The sequence below is a fragment of the Bradyrhizobium sp. SZCCHNR2028 genome, from assembly GCF_032380995.1.
Lineage (GTDB): Bacteria > Pseudomonadota > Alphaproteobacteria > Rhizobiales > Xanthobacteraceae > Bradyrhizobium.
The window spans coordinates 13,961-31,096 of the sequence record NZ_JAUHJF010000010.1 but is presented as its reverse complement, the minus strand read 5'-3'; the positions used below and the strand labels follow the sequence as shown (position 1 = coordinate 31,096).

Here is a 17,136-nt window from a genome sequence, read left to right as displayed (position 1 = left end):
AAGGGATGCGTCAGAGCGTCGATTTCTGCACCACGACCCTCCGCCAGGGCTTGAGCACCGCGATCGCGAGGATCGATGCCAGGATGTTGGCGCCGGCCGCGATGATGAAGACGCGATCCCAGTTGCCGCTCGATTGCTGCATGTAGTTCGCGATCGGCACCAGCAGCGCGGCCGTGCCCTTGGCGGTGTAGAGCAGGCCGGCATTGGTGGTGGCGAACTTGGTGCCGAACGTGTCGGTGCAGGTCGAGGGGAAGAGCGAGTAGATCTCACCCCAGGCGAAGAACACGAAGCCGGAGAGGATCACGAACCACACGGGATCATGGCCCAGCATGTACAGCGCCCAGATGCCGATGCCTTCCATGCCGAACGCGATGAACATCGTGTTCTCGCGGCCGATGTTGTCGGAGATCCAGCCGAAGAACGGACGCGTCAGGCCGTTCAGCACGCGGTCGATGGTGGCTGCGAAAGTCACCGCCGTCATGGTCATGCCGATCAGCGTCACCGGAATGTTGTCGACCTTCCAGTCGCCGGCGATCGGCTTGAGGTTGGCCGTCACCATCAGGCCGCCGGCGCCGACGATCACGAACATGAAGTACATCAGCCAGAAAATCGGCTGACGGATCACTTCGGTCGGGTTGTAGTTGCGACGGCTCTGCACCAGGTTCGTATTCTGAGCAACGGCCGGCACCTGGCCTTCTTTGGGCGCGAACAGGAAGAAGGCGAGGATGACGATGATGATGCCCTGGCCGAGACCGAAATACAGGAAGGTGGTCTGAAAGCCGGAGTCGCGGATCATAGCCTGGATCGGCGCGACTGTCAGCGCCGAGCCGGCGCCGAAGCCGGCTGCCGTGATGCCTGCCGCGAGGCCGCGCTTGTCCGGAAACCACTTCAGCGCGTTGCCGACGCAGGTGCCGTAGACGCCGCCGGCGCCGATGCCCGCGATGATCATGCCGAGATAGTAGCCGTTGAGCGAGGTGGCGTAGGCGTTGATCATCCAGCCGATCGCGCAGAGCACGCCGCCGACGAGCACGACGATGCGCGGGCCGTATTTGTCGACGAACCAGCCCTCGACCGGCACGAGCCAGGTTTCGAACAGCACGAACAGGGTGAAGGCCCACTGGATCGAGGCGCGATCCCAGCCGAACGTCTTGGCGATATCCGGGACGAAGAAGGTCCAGCCATATTGATAGTTGGCGATCATCACCATCGCCAGGACGCCAACCGCGAGCTGCGTCCAGCGATAGGCGTCGCTTACTCTTGCAGATGCGGGCGCCCCCGCGTGAGCCAAGTCCGTCATGTTTCCTCCAGGGCTGTCTATTTTTGTCCTAACAGCTATGCGGAGTTTGGTATATGATATGCCAATAGACAAGCGGATTCATCGACCCCGTGCTCGCTGGTAGCCCAGCGATCGACGAAAAAAGCCTGTAGAAGCAAGGCAAATCGCTGCAGCGACAATACGACGCAGCAGAGGATATTTGTAGCTCAACTATCGGAGTAGGGGCGAGTTACGCGGCGACCGCCCGCAACCGGTTGTAGCCCTGCTGGATCGCCGACCAGAACAGCGCGATCAACCCGAGCGCCATGATGGTGCCGACCAGTCCGTTGGAGAAGAATATCGCGAGCGATCCCTGGGATCCCAGCAGCGACTGCCGGAAGGCCTCCTCGGCCTTGTCGCCGAGCACGATGGCGAGCACCAGCGGCGCGAGCGGATAGCCGCACTTCTTGAACAGATAGCCGAGCACGCCGAACACCAGCATCAGCACGACGTCGAACGTGCTGCTGTGCACCGAATAGGCGCCGATGGCACAGAGCACCAGAATGAGCGGGGCGATGATGCTGAAGGGAATGCGCAGGATCGCCGCGAAGACCGGGACGCAGGTCAGCACGACGAGCAGGCCGGCGAGGTTGCCGAGATACATCGAGGCGATCAGACCCCAGACGAATTCCTTCTGCTCGACGAACAGCATCGGGCCGGGCTGGAGGCCCCAGATCAGGAGGCCACCGAGCAGCACCGCCGCCGTGGGGGAGCCGGGCACGCCGAGCGACAGCATCGGCAGCAGCGCCGCCGTGCCCGCCGCATGGGCCGCCGTCTCCGGCGCGACGACGCCCTCGATCTCGCCATGGCCGAAATTCTTGCCGCGCTTGGAGAGGCGCTTGGCGATGCCGTAGCTCATGAACGACGCCGGTGTCGCGCCGGCGGGGGTGATGCCCATCCAGCAGCCGATCACGCAGGAGCGCAGCGACGTCAGCCAATACGCCGGCATCTCCTTCCAGGTGTGCAGCACCACCCGCAGATTGATCTGCGCGTTGCCGCCACGGAAGCTCAGGCCCTCCTCCATCGTCAGCAGGATCTCGCCGATGCCGAACAGGCCGATCACGGCGATCAGGAAGTCGAAACCGTTGAGCAGCTCGGTGATGCCGAAGGTGAGCCGGAGCTGGCCGGTGATGGAATCCAGGCCGACGGCCGCGAGCGCGAAGCCGATCATCATCGCCGCGATCGTCTTGAACGGCGGCTCCTTGCTCAGGCCGACGAAGCTGCAGAAGGCGAGGAAGTAGACGGCGAATTTCTCGGCCGGGCCGAACTGAAGCGCGAAGCCGGCCACCAGCGGCGCGATCAGCGTGATCATGATGACCGCGAACAGCGCGCCGACGAAGGACGAGGTGAACGCTGCCGTGAGCGCCTCGCCGGCCTTGCCCTGCTGCGCCATCGGGTAGCCGTCGAACGTGGTCGCGACCGACCATGGTTCGCCGGGTATGTTGAACAGGATCGAGGTGATGGCGCCGCCGAACAAGGCGCCCCAATAAATGCAGGACAGCATGATGATGGCCGAGGTCGGCGGCATGCTGAAGGTCAGCGGCAGCAGGATCGCGACGCCATTGGCGCCGCCCAATCCCGGCAGCACGCCGATGATCACCCCGAGCACGATCCCGAGGATCATCACCATGATGTTGAAGGGTTGGAGCGCGACTGCGAAGCCGTGAAACAGATTGGCGAGTTCTTCCATGCCAGCTTGGTCCTGCAACCCTCAGCGGATGAGTTTCGTGTCAGAGTCCGAGCCAATCCTCGACCGGCCCCTTGGGCAGGGGGACCATGAACCAGCGCTCGAAGATCAGATAGGTCACCACCGGCATTCCGATCGCGACCGCCGCCACCGTGAGCCAGCCATATTTGCCAAGCCAACGCATGAACCAGGCGATGAAGATCATGGAGGCGACGTACAGACCGGTGAAGGGCAGGGCGCCGACATAGATCGCCGTCGGCACCACCACGCTCATGACCTGGCGGAGCTGACGCCATTCGGCGAAGACGCTGCCGTCAGCCTCGCGCAGCGTGTTGCGGACATTCATCGCGCTCGCCGCGATGATGAACAGGCCGACGTAGAACGGGAAGAATCCCGCGCGCGGCCCCTCGGCGCCCCAATTGATCCCCGCCTTCACGCTGCCGAGGATCACGATGATCCCGAACAGCGCGATCGCGAGCGTGACGCCGAGTTCGACCGCCTTGTGGCTGGGCCCGGCGGATCCTCCCTGGCTTCTCATGCGAGCCGCTCAGTTCGAGGCGAGGAAGCCGGCTTCCTTCATCAGGAGCTCGTGACGCTTCTCTTCGGTCTCAACCCACTTCGCGTAGTCCGCACCGGTCATGAAGGTGGTGTTGAAGGCGCCGGTCTTCATGAAGTCCTGCCATTCCGGGGTTTCCCGCACCTTCTTGAACAGGTCGACGTAGTATTCGATCTGGTCCTTGGTGGCCCGCGGCGACATGAAGATGCCGCGCAGCATCAGGTATTCGATGTCGAGGCCCTGCGACTTGCAGGTCGGAATGTCCTTCCAGGCCTTGCCGTCGGTGATCTGCTCGCCGTAGCCCATCGGCTTGTCGTCGAACACGCAGAGCGGCCTGACCTTGCCGCCGCGCCACTGCGCCACCGCTTCGATGGGATTGTTGACGGTGGAGTCGATGTGGTTGCCGACCAGTTGCACGGCCACTTCGCCACCGCCCTTGTAGGGGATGTAGGTGAACTTGGCGCCGGTCGCCTTCTCCATGGCCACCGTGATGATCTGGTCTTCCTGCTTCGAGCCGGTGCCGCCCATCTTGAGGATGCCCGCGCCTTGCTTGACCGCGTCGATGTAGTCCTTGGCGGTTGTGTAGGGCTTGTCGGCGTTGACCCAGAGCACGAATTCGTCGAGCGCCAGCATGGCGACCGGTGTGAGGTCCTTCCAGCTGAACGGGATGCCGGTCGCGAGCGGCGTCGTGAACAGGTTCGACAGGGTGATGATGATCTTGTGGGGGTTGCCGGCTGACGCCTTGACGTCGAGGAAGCCTTCGCCACCGGCACCGCCGGACTTGTTGATGACGACCAGCGGCTGCTTCATCAGATTGTGCTTGGTGACGATGCCCTGAATCGTCCGAGCCATCTGGTCGGCACCGCCGCCGGTTCCGGCCGGAACGATGAACTCGACGGGCCGGACGGGCTCCCATCCCGCCAGAGCCGGGATATGCCCCACCATCAGGGCGACGCCGGCCACAACGGCCACGCGCATGGAACGCTTCATCGACGCTTTCTCCCCTTCATTCCCGGACCGCACGGCTTCTTCCGGCCGCTATGCCCAATCGAACCACTGACCCGTCGAGTCCGGGCCGGTGTCATCCTCCACCGTGACGCGCTTCAGGTCGTCGTCGGCCTTGGACTCTCTCGCAATGCCCATACAGCCAAAAGTTGTGGTGGCGGCCTGGGTCATGCAGCAAGACGTGCATCCGCAGCAAATCGACCGATTTGATTTTGGTATGAAGAGGTGACCGACCGCAATTGAGGAGATCGGTTGGGATGCTCACGGGGCCAATTTGTCGCAGGCCGCGGGGGTGTCGCAAAAGCAAAAGCCCCGGAGGTCCGGGGCTCTTGATTGGGCTTCGATGCTGCTTGCGCGCGCGAAGCGCGCCGGCCTCAGAGGCCGAAATACGGCAGGTCGCCGTTGCGGTTGGCGGCGCGGGCGCTGGTCATGAGAACACGATCGAGGGTCGCCAGCAGGCGGCCGAACAGGGACACGGGCTGAACGAGGGGGAGGGCGGCGGTCTTGGCCATGGTTTGTCTCCATCAGTTGGGCGGTACGACGTTCTGACTGAGGAGAATTTACGTATACCAGATGCCAGATACAACGGATCATATTGCATAGCGGTATGAGGATTTTGCGCTGCAGCAGGAATGCCACAATTTGGATTCCTTATTGAAGGCGGCATTTTCATATGGAAAGAGCCGCCCAACCTGGGCACCGGATCGGCTCGATCCTGCTTGGCGGACCGAGCCGGCAAAGTCGGGGTATCTCGGCGACTGCTGAGAGCTGCCATCCCGTGCGTCTATCCCCCCGCGTGCAACGCGACGGAACAATCGGCCCGAGGTGAGGGAACTGTGCTGCCCGGGCCGCAGTTACTCTGCAATGAAGCGGAGTGGCGCCGCCGGATGTTGATCGTTCAGTCCGTCGCGCTGTATTCCTCGAAACGTATCATCAGCAGACCTGAGGGCGAAGGAAAGGCCATGCGCGCCTTGATCCTGGCACTGTCCATCCTGGCGATCGCCGGAAGCGCGCAGGTCGCTCACGCTGGTCTGAGCAGCACACCTCGTGAAGCGTCGGCACCCGCCGATACCGTGATCGCTGCCCAGGACGCCAATCAGCAGGCCGAGAATCAGATCGGCCTCACCAAGGCGAAGCGTCGCGCCGTGCAACGAGGGCTGACCCGGCTCGGGTTCGGCACCAAGATCAACGGGACGTTCGACGATTCGACCCGCGCCGCCCTTGCCCATTGGCAGGAGGAGCGCGGCTACCCCGCGACCGGCTTCCTCAATGCTGCCCAGCACAAGGCGCTGATGGACGCGGCCACCGAGGCTGCCAAATCCGACCGCCAGGCCCGTCGCAGCACGGGACGCGCGCGACATCAGCGGAATGTGGGAGGTCCGATCGGCGCGATCGGCGGCGCGATGCATCGCGTGGTGGGCGGAATATTCGGCAGGTAAGCGTTCAACCTCGAAAGAGCCGGAAGGCGTCTGAGGCAAGCTTGTCTGTTCGAGGTCGGCCGGTCGGGCCGCATGGCTGCGCAGGAGCGTCAGCCTCCATTCGTTGATCACGGCTTGGATCAAGCAGGCACGGGCAGCTTAGGAAGCGAGCCCGTAGTAGCGCCGGTAGAAAGCAAGGTGTTGCTGCGGCGTGAAACCATCAAAAGCACCGGCGCGCTTGGCCTGATGCAGTCTGGCAAGAAGCTTTTCCGCTTCGGGGGCGCTGCTCGAACGCAGGAATTCTTCAGTGGCCTCGAGACCAGCCCCGCACACGAACTGAATGTCGACATAGCATCCTGCGTCGAACGACGACATCTTGGCCTCGTAGATCAGAAGAGCATCACTGGCGTTGCCGGCCGAGAACAGCTGTATGCATAGCAGCAGCAACGGCTCATTGCTGGCTCGAGCGGCGTCGGCCGTCTCGGCTTGGATGAGACGTCGGATTTCAGGAAGATCCTCCGCAACCGGCGTGAGACCGAAGCGGGCGAGCAGTTCGTTTTCGTCCATGCGAGCAGAATCGAGCGGATCGGCGGTGCGGTCAACTCACATGCCGGCAAATCTCCAAGCCGACCATTGCTGCTCCAGAAATCCGTTGACTGTGAAGGAGGGGGTGTAGTGATAGTTGCCCGCTATCGGGCTGGCAGGGATCGAGGGGGCGTTCATGGGGCGAACGTGGCGGCCGGGGAAGAGGTTGGCGTCCCTGAGCGGCATTGTCGTTTGTGCGTTGACGCTCATGGCGTGCAGTAGCGCCGAGCGGCGCGCGTTTTTCCCGCCTGAGAGGCCCGACCCGAGAGAGACAGCCGCCGTTGCGGCCGAGATGCCCAGGAACTACCGGTCGCTGGTGGCCGAGCAGATCCGGGCGTTCTACCGCTATCGCCACGTGCTGCGCGATGCCAAGATCACGCCGCCCTACCAGCGCTATGGCGGGCTGCTGCGCGGCGGCACGATGCCGGCCGTGTGCGTCGCGCTGTATCGCGCGAACGCGTTCGGAATCGTGGTGAGGGACAATCTCGTCTTTGCCTACCGGGACGGGGAGATGCGCAGCATTCTTCTCGGAACGGAATCCTGCAGCGACCTGTCCGACTTCACCGAGCTCAAGCGCTCCTGACGCGTCGACGGAACACAGCAACCGTATGAGTTGCGTTCGATTAAGATCATCAAGGGGGATCTGATGAAACTCGCGCTGGACGGGCATTTCGACGTGATCGTGCATGGTTGCAATTGCCAGTGCGCCATGGGGCAGGGCTTGCGAAGCGCATCAAGGGATCCTTTCCCGAGGCCTGTGCGGCCGATCTGTCGACGACGAAGGGCAGCCGCGAAAAGTGGGAGCCATATCGGCGGCGACCGTCACCCAGTTCCACTGGCGCGGGCCCGGCGTTCTCGTTGATTACGCTGCCGTCAGAGCGGTCATGAAGGAAGTGAAACTCAGATATCCCGAGCACCGAATCGGTTATCCGAAGATCGGCGCCGGTTTGGCCAAGGGTGATTGAACACTGATCGCAGAGATCATCGACGCCGAGCTCGAGGAGGAGGATCACACCCTGGTGGAGTATGTGCGCTGAGCACGTGCGACACGCTTGGCGCTCAACAATACGGCCCAGCCATCCATCGCGTGATGCGCCACCGAATGATCGAGAAGCGGTTTCGAAAGCGTGCTGGATTTGATCCGCCCGGTTCACAGAGTCCGAAGTGATCGGACTTGGACGGAAGAGTCCGTCCGCCCTCGCGCCACGCCAGGCTTTGATGGGGCAGTGCGGTTGCCTATCGAAACATCCAGAAATCGCCAACTGGTCCAGCCGGTTCTCTTTTGGGCGGCCCCAGGACGTCGCTTTGACCTAGGCTGCCCGACTGCGCGATCGTGCAGACTCTCGTCTGCAAGGTCTCGGTTTTCTTGTGGCCGGCCTTGAGCATATCCACGACGTCAGGCCGAATTCTGCAATCGGTCGAATGAGCTTCGACATATTCGATCATCTTGAGTTCGGCCTGAGAGAAACTGCGAATTAGTTCACAGGCGTCTTCCGGCGTTGCGCGGCGCTCTGCGGCAGCCTTGATCAGCTGCCCGCGCCGCTGTGCCTCCTCGCGCAAGGGAAAAAATCCCTTGCAGACGTCCGAAGGGCCGCCAGCAGTCGCCGGCGCGCTGTCGAACTGTGGAGGGGCGGCGGCCTGCCCCGGTAGCGGCGCTGGGAATGCGCCCTGCGCAAAGGCGTGACCCACGGCCGGGGTCATCGCGGCAACGACGAAGCGCAAAATCAGGCGCCGGGCGACCCTTGCGATCACGATCCGCGCTTCGTCAGCATTGTCTCCGAAAGCTCCAGCCATTTGGCGCGATCCCTTTTGACTTGTAACCTCGCTGAGCAACGACAGCTTTCCGTCACACATGGGCAGGCTTAGGAGGACAGCCCGTAGTATCGCCGAAGGTTTGGTGACAGTGCATTGAACTCAGCCCGGCGGCGATGGCGCGACGCGCCGAATGATCATGTGCTTCGAGGCCCGAAGGAGTTTTATACACTGTCATCGTGTGTTCCACCGTATTTCTGCCACGGTACTTCGTGGCGAGGTTCGTAAAAGATCTCGTTCCCTTCTGAACCCGAACCACGGCAACCGACGACCAATCGGCGCTGGGCATGTGTGCGGCACAGGCGTGATCCAGCCGCTCGCGCCGTCGGTGAACGGGTTCCTGCAGAATGGAGTTGTTGCGTGCGTATATTGCTTCTTTTGGTTGTTTTTGCCACGACGTCGCCGGCGCTCGGCAGGTTTGTGGCCGTGGAAGTGGAGCAGGTCCCGGTCGCCCGGCTCATTGCAAACCTGGAAAAGATCGTCAGGGACAATCCGGCCAGCCTCGAGGCATGGGTGAACCTTGGTCGTGCGCATGGCATGGCCTATGCCCAGAAGGCCGACCCGCTGGCGGTGCCGAAGGCCTACCATGGCATGGCGCCGCCGGTCGTTCCTTTTGGCGTGGTCAGGTCTGCCGCTGACCCCGCGTTGAACGCGGCCTCCTGGGCTCATCTCCAAGCCGCGTTGAAAGCCTACAAGCAGGCACTGGAGCTGGACAAGGACGACCTCGTCATCCAGCTCGGCCTCGCTTGGCTGACGGAGCAGGCCGGCAACAAGGACGATGCGGTGAAGCTATATCGAAAGATCGCAACCGCCGCCTGGGAGAAGGAAAAGAGCCCCACGATGCTTGGTCTCGGCGGGCAGACGCTGACCGGCGAAGTCGCCTCCTACCTCATCCCGCTTCTCAGCGCCGTGTGGGACAAGCGCGAGATCGAGACATTAAAGGATCGCGTCGCCACCCTGGGGAAGCTGCCGTACGCGGTCACTCCCATTGCCGTGCCGCTGGCCGATGGGCTTACTCCCGCCGACCTCGAAGCCCCCGACGCGCGGGTGACGTTCGACGTGGACGGCAGCGGGCTGGGTCGCGAATGGAGCTGGATTACCCCCAAAGCGGCCTGGCTGGTGAGCGACCCGACGCGCGATGGCAAGATCACCAGCGGACGGCAGTTGTTCGGCAACGTGACGTTCTGGATGTTCTGGAACAACGGATATGCGCCGCTGGCCGCACTAGACGACGACCGCGACGGAGTCTTGACCGGCAACGAACTGGCCGGCCTCGCCCTGTGGCGCGACGTCAACGGCAATGGTGTCGCAGACCCCGGCGAGGTCGAGCCGGTTTCGGCCTATGGCATCGTCGCTCTGTCATACAAATGGCAGACGCTTGACGGCGGCTTCGGCAAGGTCGCCTTCAGCCCGGACGGCGTTGTGTTCCAGGACGGACGGACGCGCCCGAGCTTCGACCTGGTCTTGAAGGCGCAGCCTAGCTCCCAGGTCACGCGTCGTGCGGCAAGTTTGTCGGGCAACAGTCCCTGACCACACCACCGCTTGGCCGTATTCACAATTCGGTGCCAGTTTGATACTGCCTCGGCGGCTGGATCAACGTCATAGCAAATTGGCGTCGATCTCTGCCTTCGGGTGCACATGTGGCTGACAAGAAAATCGCCCCTCGTCTGTTTGTGATATTTGCCCGTGAAGCCCATGAAGCCGTCGTCTTCCGTCGGGGTCCGTCGGACTGGTTTCATGTCATCCGCTGGAACACGAAGAATGATGCGTTCTATCCGGGCGCCTGGCTGAAGGGACGCATCTATCCTGAAAAATGCGATTTGTCGCCTGACGGCAAATTGCTTCTGTCGTTCATCCATCAAGGACGCAAAATGAAGACTGACTACAGGTCGTCGTGGAGCGCGATCAGCCGGAGTCCCTGGCTTCATGCCCTTGGACTGTGGCCTCAGGGTACGACGTATGGCGGAGGCGGACGCTTTACAGACGATCGAAGCGCCGTCCTCAGATTTTATCCGGTCGCAGCACATCCAGATCACCCGGGAGCTGGGCTCGACGTCAGCTTCATTGCCTCCGACACGAGCTTTGCCAGAAAAAACGATCTTGCTCCTTTACATCGGTCGACTTGTGAAATTGAGGGGGCTGAGTGGACCGGTCGAGATCAACGCGGCAGATTGATTTACACGGCTGATGGCAAGCTCATCTGCGCGGGTACAAAGACACGGGAAGCGACCTGCCTCGCCGACTTCAACAATCTCGTTCCGGACCCGCAACCGCCTCCCTTCTCCGCAACTGTGCCGGTCGGAGCGAAGAAGCGTCAACGACGTGCCGGACCCAAATGAGGATAGCTACCTCATGCGCGAACGACGGCCGCAGTTCCGAGTCCGGGTCTCGTCGATCGCGGTGAAAGGGAAAAATCCTTCCACCGGAGGAATCAAAAAGCCGCCGGGTCTACCGGCGGCTTGATGAATTGACGCAGCAAGCGCGGCGGCAATCGCGCCGCGCCTGTCCTGTGGCTTGCTTACTCCGCGGCTTCCTTGCGCGGCGGATCGAGCGCGCCGGAGTCGTGGATTTCGGCGACCTGGTGGTCGCTGAAGCCCAGCACCTGGCGCAGGACCTCGTCGGTGTGCTCGCCGAGCAGCGGCGAGCGGGTGACGTCGGCCGGGCTGTCCGACAGCTTGATCGGGTTGCCGACCGACAGATACTTGCCGCGGGTCGGATGGTCGACTTCGACGAGGGTGCCGGTCTTGCGCAGCGACTCGTCCTCGGCGATTTCCTTCATCGACAGGATCGGGCCGCAGGGGATGTCGAACTCGTTCAAGATGTCCATGGCCTCGAACTTGGTCTTGGTCATCGTCCACTGCTCGATCCGGCCGAAGATCTCGTTCAGGCGCGGCAGGCGGGCGGCGGGCTTGGCGTAGTTCGGATCGGTCTTCCAGGTCGGCTCGCCGATCACGTCGCAGATCTTCTCCCAGACCGGGGCCTGGGTGATGAAGTAGATGTAGGCGTTCGGGTCGGTCTCCCAGCCCTTGCACTTCAAGATGCGGCCCGGCTGGCCACCGCCGGAATCATTGCCGGCGCGCGGCACGGCATCGCCGAACGGCACGCCCTCGCCGAACTGGCTGTATTCCTTGAGCGGACCGTGGTCGAGGCGCTGCTGGTCGCGCAGCTTGACGCGGCAGAGGTTGAGCACGCCGTCCTGCATCGCGGCGGTGACGCGCTGGCCCTTGCCGGAGTGGGTGCGCTGATAGAGCGCGGTGACGATGCCGAGCGCGAGGTGCAGGCCGGTGCCGGAATCGCCGATCTGCGCGCCGGTGACCAGCGGCAGGCCGTCACGGAAGCCGGTGGTCGAGGCGGCGCCGCCGGTGCACTGGGCGACGTTCTCGTAGACCTTGCAATCCTCGTAGGGGCCAGGGCCAAAGCCCTTGATCGAGGCGACGATCATCTTCGGGTTGATCGCCTGGATCTTCTCCCAGGGGAAGCCCATGCGATCGAGCACGCCGGGGCCGAAATTCTCGACCAGCACGTCGCACTTCTTGATCAGCTCGGTCAGAACCTCCTTGCCCTTGGGGTTCTTGGTGTCGAGCGTAATCGACCGCTTGTTGTGGTTCAGCATCGTGAAATAGAGGCTGTCCACGTTGGGAATGTCCTGGAGCTGGCCGCGGGTGATGTCACCCACGCCCGGCCGCTCGACCTTGATCACGTCGGCGCCGAACCAGGCCAGCAGCTGGGTGCAGGTCGGTCCGGACTGGACGTGGGTGAAATCGAGAATGCGAACGCCCTCGAGCGCCTTGGTCATGTGTTGCTCTCCGTAACGATTGGTCATCCCGCATCGGCGGGCAGGTGATGTCTTGCGGGTGGCCTTACTTCTTCTTCGTCAGCACGCTCTGCGGATTGAGGTTGCCGATACGGCCGCTCTCGGATCCGGCTGCAGGATCGATCACGGCATTGATCAAGGTCGGCTTGCCGGAATCCATCGCTTCGTTGACGGCGCGCTTCAGCTCGTCTGGCGAGGTCGCGTTGACGCCGACGCCGCCGAAGGCTTCCATCATCTTGTCGTAGCGAGCGCCCTTGACGAACACGGTGGTCGCCGGATCGTCGCTCGCTGCGTTCTGATCGGTGCCGCGATAGATGCCGTCATTGTTGAAGATAACGACGCAGATCGGAAGATTGTAGCGACAGATCGTCTCGACCTCCATGCCGGAGAACCCGAAGGCGCTGTCGCCCTCGATCGCCAGAACCGGCTTACCGGTCTCGACGGCGGCGGCGATGGCCGAGCCCATGCCGATGCCCATGACGCCCCAGGTGCCGACGTCGAGGCGCTTGCGCGGCTGGTACATGTCGATCACGCCGCGGGCGAGGTCGAGCGTGTTGGCGCCCTCGTTGACCAGGATCGCGTCCGGACGCTCCTTGATGATGGTGCGGAGCACGCCGAGCGCGCCGTGATAGTCCATCGGCGAGTTGTTGTTCATCAGCCGCGGCGCCATCTTGGCGACGTTGTCCTCGCGCTTCTTCTGCACCGAAGAGGTCCACTCGACCGGTGCCTTGGCCCAGTTGCTGCCCATCGCCTCGGAGAAGGCCGTGACGACCGAGCCGATGTCGCCGACCACGGGGGCGGCGATCTCGACGTTGGAGTCCATCTCCTTCGGCTCGATGTCGACCTGGATGAACTTCTTAGGTAGCTCGCCCCAGCTCTTGCCCTTGCCGTGCGACAAGAGCCAGTTGAGGCGGGCGCCGATCAGCATGACGACGTCGGCGTCCTTCAGCACGGTGGAACGTGCGGCGCCGGCGCATTGCGGATGCAGGTCGGGCAGCAGGCCCTTGGCCATGCTCATCGGCAGGAACGGCGCGCCGCTCTTCTCGACGAAGGTCTTGATCGCCTCGTCGGCCTGGGCATAGGCAGCGCCCTTGCCGAGGATGATCAGCGGGCGCTTCGCGTTCTTCAACAGATCGAGCGCGCGCTTGACCGAGTCGGGGGAGGGGATCTGCGCCGGAGCCGGATCGATCACCTTGACCAGCGAGGCTGCGCCGGCCTGCGCATTCATCACTTGGCCGAACAGTTTTGCCGGCAGGTCGAGATAGACGCCGCCGGGGCGGCCCGAGATGGCAGCACGGATCGCGCGGGCGAAGCCGATGCCGATGTCCTGGGCGTGCAGAACGCGGAACGCCGCCTTGCACAGCGGCTTGGCGATCGCGAGCTGATCCATCTCTTCGTAGTCGCCCTGCTGCAGGTCGACGATCTCGCGCTCCGACGAGCCAGAGACCAGGATCATCGGGAAGCAGTTGGTGGTGGCGTGCGCCAGCGCCGTGAGGCCGTTGAGAAAGCCGGGAGCCGAGACCGTGAGGCACACGCCCGGCTTCTTGGTGAGGAAGCCGGCGATCGCGGCGGCATAGCCGGCGTTCTGTTCGTGACGGAAGGAGAGCACGCGAATGCCTTCAGCCTGCGCCATACGACCGAGGTCGGTGATCGGAATGCCCGGCACGTTGTAGATCGTGTCGATCCCGTTCAGCTTCATCGCGTCGATGACGAGATGAAAGCCGTCCGTGAGCTCCTCGTGCGTGTCCGGTGCCTCGGTCTTAACAGCAGTCTGCGCCATGCGCCTCTCTCCCTGGTCGTCTGTGAAGGCGCTTTGCGGCGTCTTCTTCTGTTTGAACCTGTCAGCTGAATAGTTCCTGGCCGTGCGTCTCGACATAGGTCGCGAGGCCCAGCGTGTGATCACGGGCGCGCTTCTCGGCGAGCTCGGTGTTGCGTTCCTCCAGCGCCTCGATGATCGCTAGATGCTCGGGCAGGGACGCGGCGATTCGATCGGTGCGCCCGATCGTGAGCTGGCGATAGCCGCGCACGTGAAGGAGTATGTCGTTGGTCATGTCGACGAGCACGGGCGATTCCGACAGCGAGATCAGCGCCTGATGAAACGCGATGTTCGCCTTCGAATATTCCTCGATGTGCTCCTGCGGCGGGCGGTCCTTGCCGAAATCCTTGAAGTAGTCGCGCAGCGCGCTGATGTCCTTCTTGCGCGCGATCGTCGTGATCAGGCGCGCCGCCATGCTCTCCAGCGCCGCCCAGGCGCGGATCATGTCGACGATTTCGGTCTTGGTCCGGCGCACTACGACGATGCCACGACGCGGCACGGTCTTCACGAAGCCGTCCTGCTCCAGCATCGCGATCGCTTCGCGGATGGGCGTGCGGCTGACACCGAGGCGCTCGGACAGAGCGCGCTCGTCGAGCATCACCGGCTCGGGCGACGCGTAGATGTCCATCTTGAGAATGGCTTCTTTCAAGGCCTCGTAGGCCTTATTCTTGAAGCTCGTCTCCGGGGCGATGCGAGTGATCGCGATGTCGGCCTCGGCCATGATGGGCAATGCCTTGTTTGTTTTCTCTGTAGACAAGACCGATCTCCTCTCCTTGGGAGATGCCTGTGTACAGCATTTTGCGTCCAATATTTTTGGCATGCCAGATGCCAGACTGTCAAGGCGACCGATTTTTCCGCGTTTCCACATCTTCGATGCGCTTGACAAAGTTTGCTTCTGGCATACCAAATGCCATAAACGACGACCAATCCCCAGGAGGAAGCCCCCATGTCTGACGCCATCCCGAACGCCAAGGCCACGATCCGCGAAGTGCTCGATCGGGTGAAGGCCGACAAGCGCACCAGCCTCACCGCCCCCGAAGGCAAGGTGGTCTGCGACGCCTATGGCATTCCGGTGCCGAAGGAGGGATTGGCCAAATCCGCCGCCGAGGCGGCCAAGCTGGCCGGCGACATGGGTTTCCCGGTCGTCATGAAGATCGTATCGCCCGACATCCTGCATAAGACCGAGGCGGGCGGCGTCATCGTTGGCGTCAAGACCGCTGACGACGCGCAGAAGGCGTATGAGACCATTCTCGCGAATGCGAAGAAGTACAAGGCCGACGCCAAGATCGAAGGCATCCAGGTACAGCAGATGCTGACCGGCGGGACCGAGGTGATCGTCGGTTCGATCACCGACGGATCGTTCGGCAAGCTGGTGGCCTTCGGCCTCGGCGGCGTGCTGGTCGAGGTGCTGAAGGATGTGACATTCCGCCTCGCCCCCGCCACCAAGGAAGACGCACTGTCGATGCTCGACGGCATCCAGGCGCATGAGATGCTGAAGGGCGTGCGCGGTGGCGACGCGGTCAGCCGCGAGGCGCTGTCCGACGTCATCGTCAAGGTGTCGCAGCTGGTCAGCGATTTCCCGGAGATCGTCGAGCTCGACCTCAACCCGGTGTTCGCGACCAAGAACGGCGCGATCGCAGCCGACGTCCGCATCGTCGTCGATTTCGACTACAAGCCGCGTCCGGCGCCGCGCTCGAACGAGGAAATCGTCACCGCGATGAAGCGGATCATGATGCCGAAGGCGATCGCCGTGATCGGCGCCTCCGCCGAGGACGGCAAGATCGGCAACTCGGTGATGAAGAACCTGATCAATGGCGGCTACAAGGGCGAGATCTATCCGATCCATCCCAAGGCCTCCGAGATCCTCGGCTACAAGGCCTATAAGAGCGTCAAGGACGTGGCCGGTGTGATCGACACGGCGGTGTTCGCGATTCCCGCCAAGTTCGTCGCCGGCGCGTTGATCGAATGCGGCGAGAAGCAGATCCCCGGCGCGGTGCTGATTCCCTCGGGCTTTGCCGAAGCCAACGAGCCCGAGCTGCAGGCCGAGATCGTCGAGATCGGCAAGAAGTACAACGTCCGCCTGATGGGGCCGAACATCTACGGCTTCTACTACACGCCGGCCAATCTCTGCGCGACCTTCTGCACGGCCTACGACGTCAAGGGCCACGCGGCGCTGTCGTCGCAGTCGGGCGGCATCGGCATGGCGATCATCGGCTTCTCGCGCTCGGCCAAGATGGGCGTCTCGGCGATCGTCGGCCTCGGCAACAAGTCCGACATCGACGAGGACGATCTGCTCGCCTTCTTCGAGCAGGACCCCAACACCAATTTGATCGCCCAGCACTGCGAGGACCTCAAGGACGGCCGCGCCTTCGCCGAAGCCGCCAAGCGCGTTTCCAAGAAGAAGCCGGTCATCGTGCTCAAGGCCGGCCGCACCTCGGCCGGCGCCAAGGCCGCCTCGTCGCACACCGGCGCGCTTGCCGGCAACGACAAGATCTACGAGGACGTGCTCAAGCAGTCGGGCGTCATCCGCGCCCGCTCGCTGCGCCAGTTGCTCGAATTCGCCCGCGGCGTGCCGGTGCTGCCGACGCCGAAGGGTGAGAACGTCGTCATCATCACCGGCGCCGGCGGATCGGGCGTGCTGCTCTCCGACGCCGTCGTCGACAACGGCATGTCGCTGATGGCGATGCCCGCGGATCTCGATGCCGCCTTCCGCAAGTTCATCCCGCCGTTCGGTGCCGCCGGCAACCCGGTCGACATCACCGGTGGCGAGCCGCCGATCACCTATGTGAACACGGTCAAGCTCGGCCTGTCGGACGACCGCATCCACGCGCTGATCCTCGGCTACTGGCACACGATCGTGACCCCGCCGATGGTGTTCGCGCGCAACATGGTCGAGGTGAAGAAGGAGATGGAGGCCAAGGGCTTCGTCAAGCCGATCGTCGCCTCGCTCGCCGGCGACGTCGAGGTCGAGGAAGCCGCCGAATATCTCTACCAGAACGGCATCCCGGCCTATGCCTATTCGACCGAGCTGCCGGTCGAGGTGCTCGGCGCCAAGTACAAGTGGGCGCGCGGCGCCGGCCTGCTCTGATTGATCTGACGCGAATGCCGCTCCGGCCCCTCGCCGGAGC

At 63.1% G+C, this 17,136-nt stretch carries 16 protein-coding genes; 6 read left to right on the top strand and 10 right to left on the bottom strand.

The genetic code is table 11. The features are described from left to right. Positions 1-10: 10 nt before the first annotated feature. From oxlT to QX121_RS17395, 5 genes are all read right to left on the bottom strand, one after another. On the bottom strand, positions 11-1,297 hold the full coding sequence (oxlT, locus tag QX121_RS17415; protein WP_315739814.1) for an oxalate/formate MFS antiporter: 1,287 nt from the start codon (positions 1,295-1,297) through the stop codon (positions 11-13). Between the two features lie 208 nt (positions 1,298-1,505). Continuing rightward, a complete protein-coding gene (locus QX121_RS17410) occupies positions 1,506-3,005 on the bottom strand; it encodes a tripartite tricarboxylate transporter permease (RefSeq protein WP_315756453.1) in 1,500 nt (499 codons plus the stop codon). 40 nt (positions 3,006-3,045) lie between these two features. Then, positions 3,046-3,540 (bottom strand): tripartite tricarboxylate transporter TctB family protein, encoded by a 495-nt coding sequence (locus tag QX121_RS17405; RefSeq protein ID WP_315739812.1) that lies wholly within the window; start codon positions 3,538-3,540, stop codon positions 3,046-3,048. Between the two features lie 9 nt (positions 3,541-3,549). Beyond that, positions 3,550-4,536, bottom strand: coding sequence for a Bug family tripartite tricarboxylate transporter substrate binding protein (locus QX121_RS17400; RefSeq protein WP_409998124.1), 987 nt, complete (start codon positions 4,534-4,536; stop codon positions 3,550-3,552). Positions 4,537-4,937: 401 nt separating this feature from the next. After that, positions 4,938-5,075 carry a hypothetical protein gene (locus QX121_RS17395; RefSeq protein ID WP_315739810.1) on the bottom strand — a complete coding sequence of 46 codons (138 nt, stop codon included), beginning with the start codon at positions 5,073-5,075 and terminating at the stop codon, positions 4,938-4,940. Positions 5,076-5,525: 450 nt separating this feature from the next. On the opposite strand from QX121_RS17395, the gene QX121_RS17390 reads away from it, so the two are divergent. Continuing rightward, on the top strand, positions 5,526-6,002 hold the full coding sequence (locus QX121_RS17390; protein ID WP_315756575.1) for a peptidoglycan-binding domain-containing protein: 477 nt from the start codon (positions 5,526-5,528) through the stop codon (positions 6,000-6,002). 138 nt (positions 6,003-6,140) lie between these two features. Here QX121_RS17390 and QX121_RS17385 read toward each other — a convergent pair whose 3' ends face one another. Beyond that, positions 6,141-6,548, bottom strand: a complete 408-nt coding sequence (locus QX121_RS17385) for a hypothetical protein (protein ID WP_315812597.1) — start codon at positions 6,546-6,548, stop codon at positions 6,141-6,143. A gap of 310 nt (positions 6,549-6,858) precedes the next feature. Here QX121_RS17385 and QX121_RS17380 point away from each other — a divergent pair, with 310 nt between their 5' ends. Together QX121_RS17380 and QX121_RS17375 are read left to right on the top strand one after the other, a co-directional pair. Continuing rightward, entirely contained in the window at positions 6,859-7,149 is a 291-nt protein-coding gene (locus QX121_RS17380; RefSeq protein ID WP_315756450.1) for a hypothetical protein, read from the top strand. Between the two features lie 103 nt (positions 7,150-7,252). Then, on the top strand, positions 7,253-7,531 hold the full coding sequence (locus QX121_RS17375) for a hypothetical protein (RefSeq protein ID WP_315812596.1): 279 nt from the start codon (positions 7,253-7,255) through the stop codon (positions 7,529-7,531). Between the two features lie 271 nt (positions 7,532-7,802). Here QX121_RS17375 and QX121_RS17370 read toward each other — a convergent pair whose 3' ends face one another. Then, complete coding sequence (locus QX121_RS17370; protein ID WP_409999348.1) at positions 7,803-8,360, bottom strand: hypothetical protein; 558 nt, start codon at positions 8,358-8,360, stop codon at positions 7,803-7,805. Positions 8,361-8,738: 378 nt separating this feature from the next. On the opposite strand from QX121_RS17370, the gene QX121_RS17365 reads away from it, so the two are divergent. After that, the gene (locus QX121_RS17365; protein ID WP_315812595.1) at positions 8,739-9,908 is read left to right on the top strand and encodes a tetratricopeptide repeat protein; all 1,170 of its coding nucleotides are present in this window, start codon (positions 8,739-8,741) and stop codon (positions 9,906-9,908) included. 110 nt (positions 9,909-10,018) lie between these two features. Then, positions 10,019-10,717 carry a hypothetical protein gene (locus tag QX121_RS17360; protein ID WP_315812594.1) on the top strand — a complete coding sequence of 233 codons (699 nt, stop codon included), beginning with the start codon at positions 10,019-10,021 and terminating at the stop codon, positions 10,715-10,717. Positions 10,718-10,896: 179 nt separating this feature from the next. Here the strand turns inward: QX121_RS17360 and frc are convergent, their stop codons facing one another. The 3 genes from frc to QX121_RS17345 all read right to left on the bottom strand — a co-directional run bounded on the left by frc (position 10,897) and on the right by QX121_RS17345 (position 14,729). Continuing rightward, the gene (frc, locus tag QX121_RS17355; RefSeq protein WP_315739807.1) at positions 10,897-12,174 is read right to left on the bottom strand and encodes a formyl-CoA transferase; all 1,278 of its coding nucleotides are present in this window, start codon (positions 12,172-12,174) and stop codon (positions 10,897-10,899) included. A gap of 64 nt (positions 12,175-12,238) precedes the next feature. Next, positions 12,239-13,972 carry an oxalyl-CoA decarboxylase gene (gene oxc / locus QX121_RS17350; protein ID WP_315812593.1) on the bottom strand — a complete coding sequence of 578 codons (1,734 nt, stop codon included), beginning with the start codon at positions 13,970-13,972 and terminating at the stop codon, positions 12,239-12,241. A 61-nt stretch (positions 13,973-14,033) separates the two neighbouring features. After that, positions 14,034-14,729 carry a GntR family transcriptional regulator gene (locus QX121_RS17345; RefSeq protein ID WP_409998125.1) on the bottom strand — a complete coding sequence of 232 codons (696 nt, stop codon included), beginning with the start codon at positions 14,727-14,729 and terminating at the stop codon, positions 14,034-14,036. Positions 14,730-14,954: 225 nt separating this feature from the next. On the opposite strand from QX121_RS17345, the gene QX121_RS17340 reads away from it, so the two are divergent. Continuing rightward, positions 14,955-17,096, top strand: coding sequence for an acetate--CoA ligase family protein (locus QX121_RS17340; RefSeq protein WP_315739805.1), 2,142 nt, complete (start codon positions 14,955-14,957; stop codon positions 17,094-17,096). The last annotated feature ends 40 nt before the right edge of the window (positions 17,097-17,136 follow it).

Excerpts from the sequence above, each read along its gene's own strand:
- oxlT (WP_315739814.1), bottom strand. The coding sequence starts at position 1,297 with ATGACGGACTTGGCTCACGCGGGGGCGCCCGCATCTGCAAGAGTAAGC.
- QX121_RS17410 (WP_315756453.1), bottom strand. The coding sequence starts at position 3,005 with ATGGAAGAACTCGCCAATCTGTTTCACGGCTTCGCAGTCGCGCTCCAA.
- QX121_RS17405 (WP_315739812.1), bottom strand. The coding sequence starts at position 3,540 with ATGAGAAGCCAGGGAGGATCCGCCGGGCCCAGCCACAAGGCGGTCGAA.
- QX121_RS17400 (WP_409998124.1), bottom strand. The coding sequence starts at position 4,536 with ATGCGCGTGGCCGTTGTGGCCGGCGTCGCCCTGATGGTGGGGCATATC.
- QX121_RS17395 (WP_315739810.1), bottom strand. The coding sequence starts at position 5,075 with ATGGCCAAGACCGCCGCCCTCCCCCTCGTTCAGCCCGTGTCCCTGTTC.
- QX121_RS17390 (WP_315756575.1), top strand. The coding sequence starts at position 5,526 with ATGCGCGCCTTGATCCTGGCACTGTCCATCCTGGCGATCGCCGGAAGC.
- QX121_RS17385 (WP_315812597.1), bottom strand. The coding sequence starts at position 6,548 with ATGGACGAAAACGAACTGCTCGCCCGCTTCGGTCTCACGCCGGTTGCG.
- QX121_RS17380 (WP_315756450.1), top strand. The coding sequence starts at position 6,859 with ATGCCCAGGAACTACCGGTCGCTGGTGGCCGAGCAGATCCGGGCGTTC.
- QX121_RS17375 (WP_315812596.1), top strand. The coding sequence starts at position 7,253 with ATGGTTGCAATTGCCAGTGCGCCATGGGGCAGGGCTTGCGAAGCGCAT.
- QX121_RS17370 (WP_409999348.1), bottom strand. The coding sequence starts at position 8,360 with ATGGCTGGAGCTTTCGGAGACAATGCTGACGAAGCGCGGATCGTGATC.
- frc (WP_315739807.1), bottom strand. The coding sequence starts at position 12,174 with ATGACCAAGGCGCTCGAGGGCGTTCGCATTCTCGATTTCACCCACGTC.
- oxc (WP_315812593.1), bottom strand. The coding sequence starts at position 13,972 with ATGGCGCAGACTGCTGTTAAGACCGAGGCACCGGACACGCACGAGGAG.
- QX121_RS17345 (WP_409998125.1), bottom strand. The coding sequence starts at position 14,729 with ATGGCCGAGGCCGACATCGCGATCACTCGCATCGCCCCGGAGACGAGC.
- QX121_RS17340 (WP_315739805.1), top strand. The coding sequence starts at position 14,955 with ATGTCTGACGCCATCCCGAACGCCAAGGCCACGATCCGCGAAGTGCTC.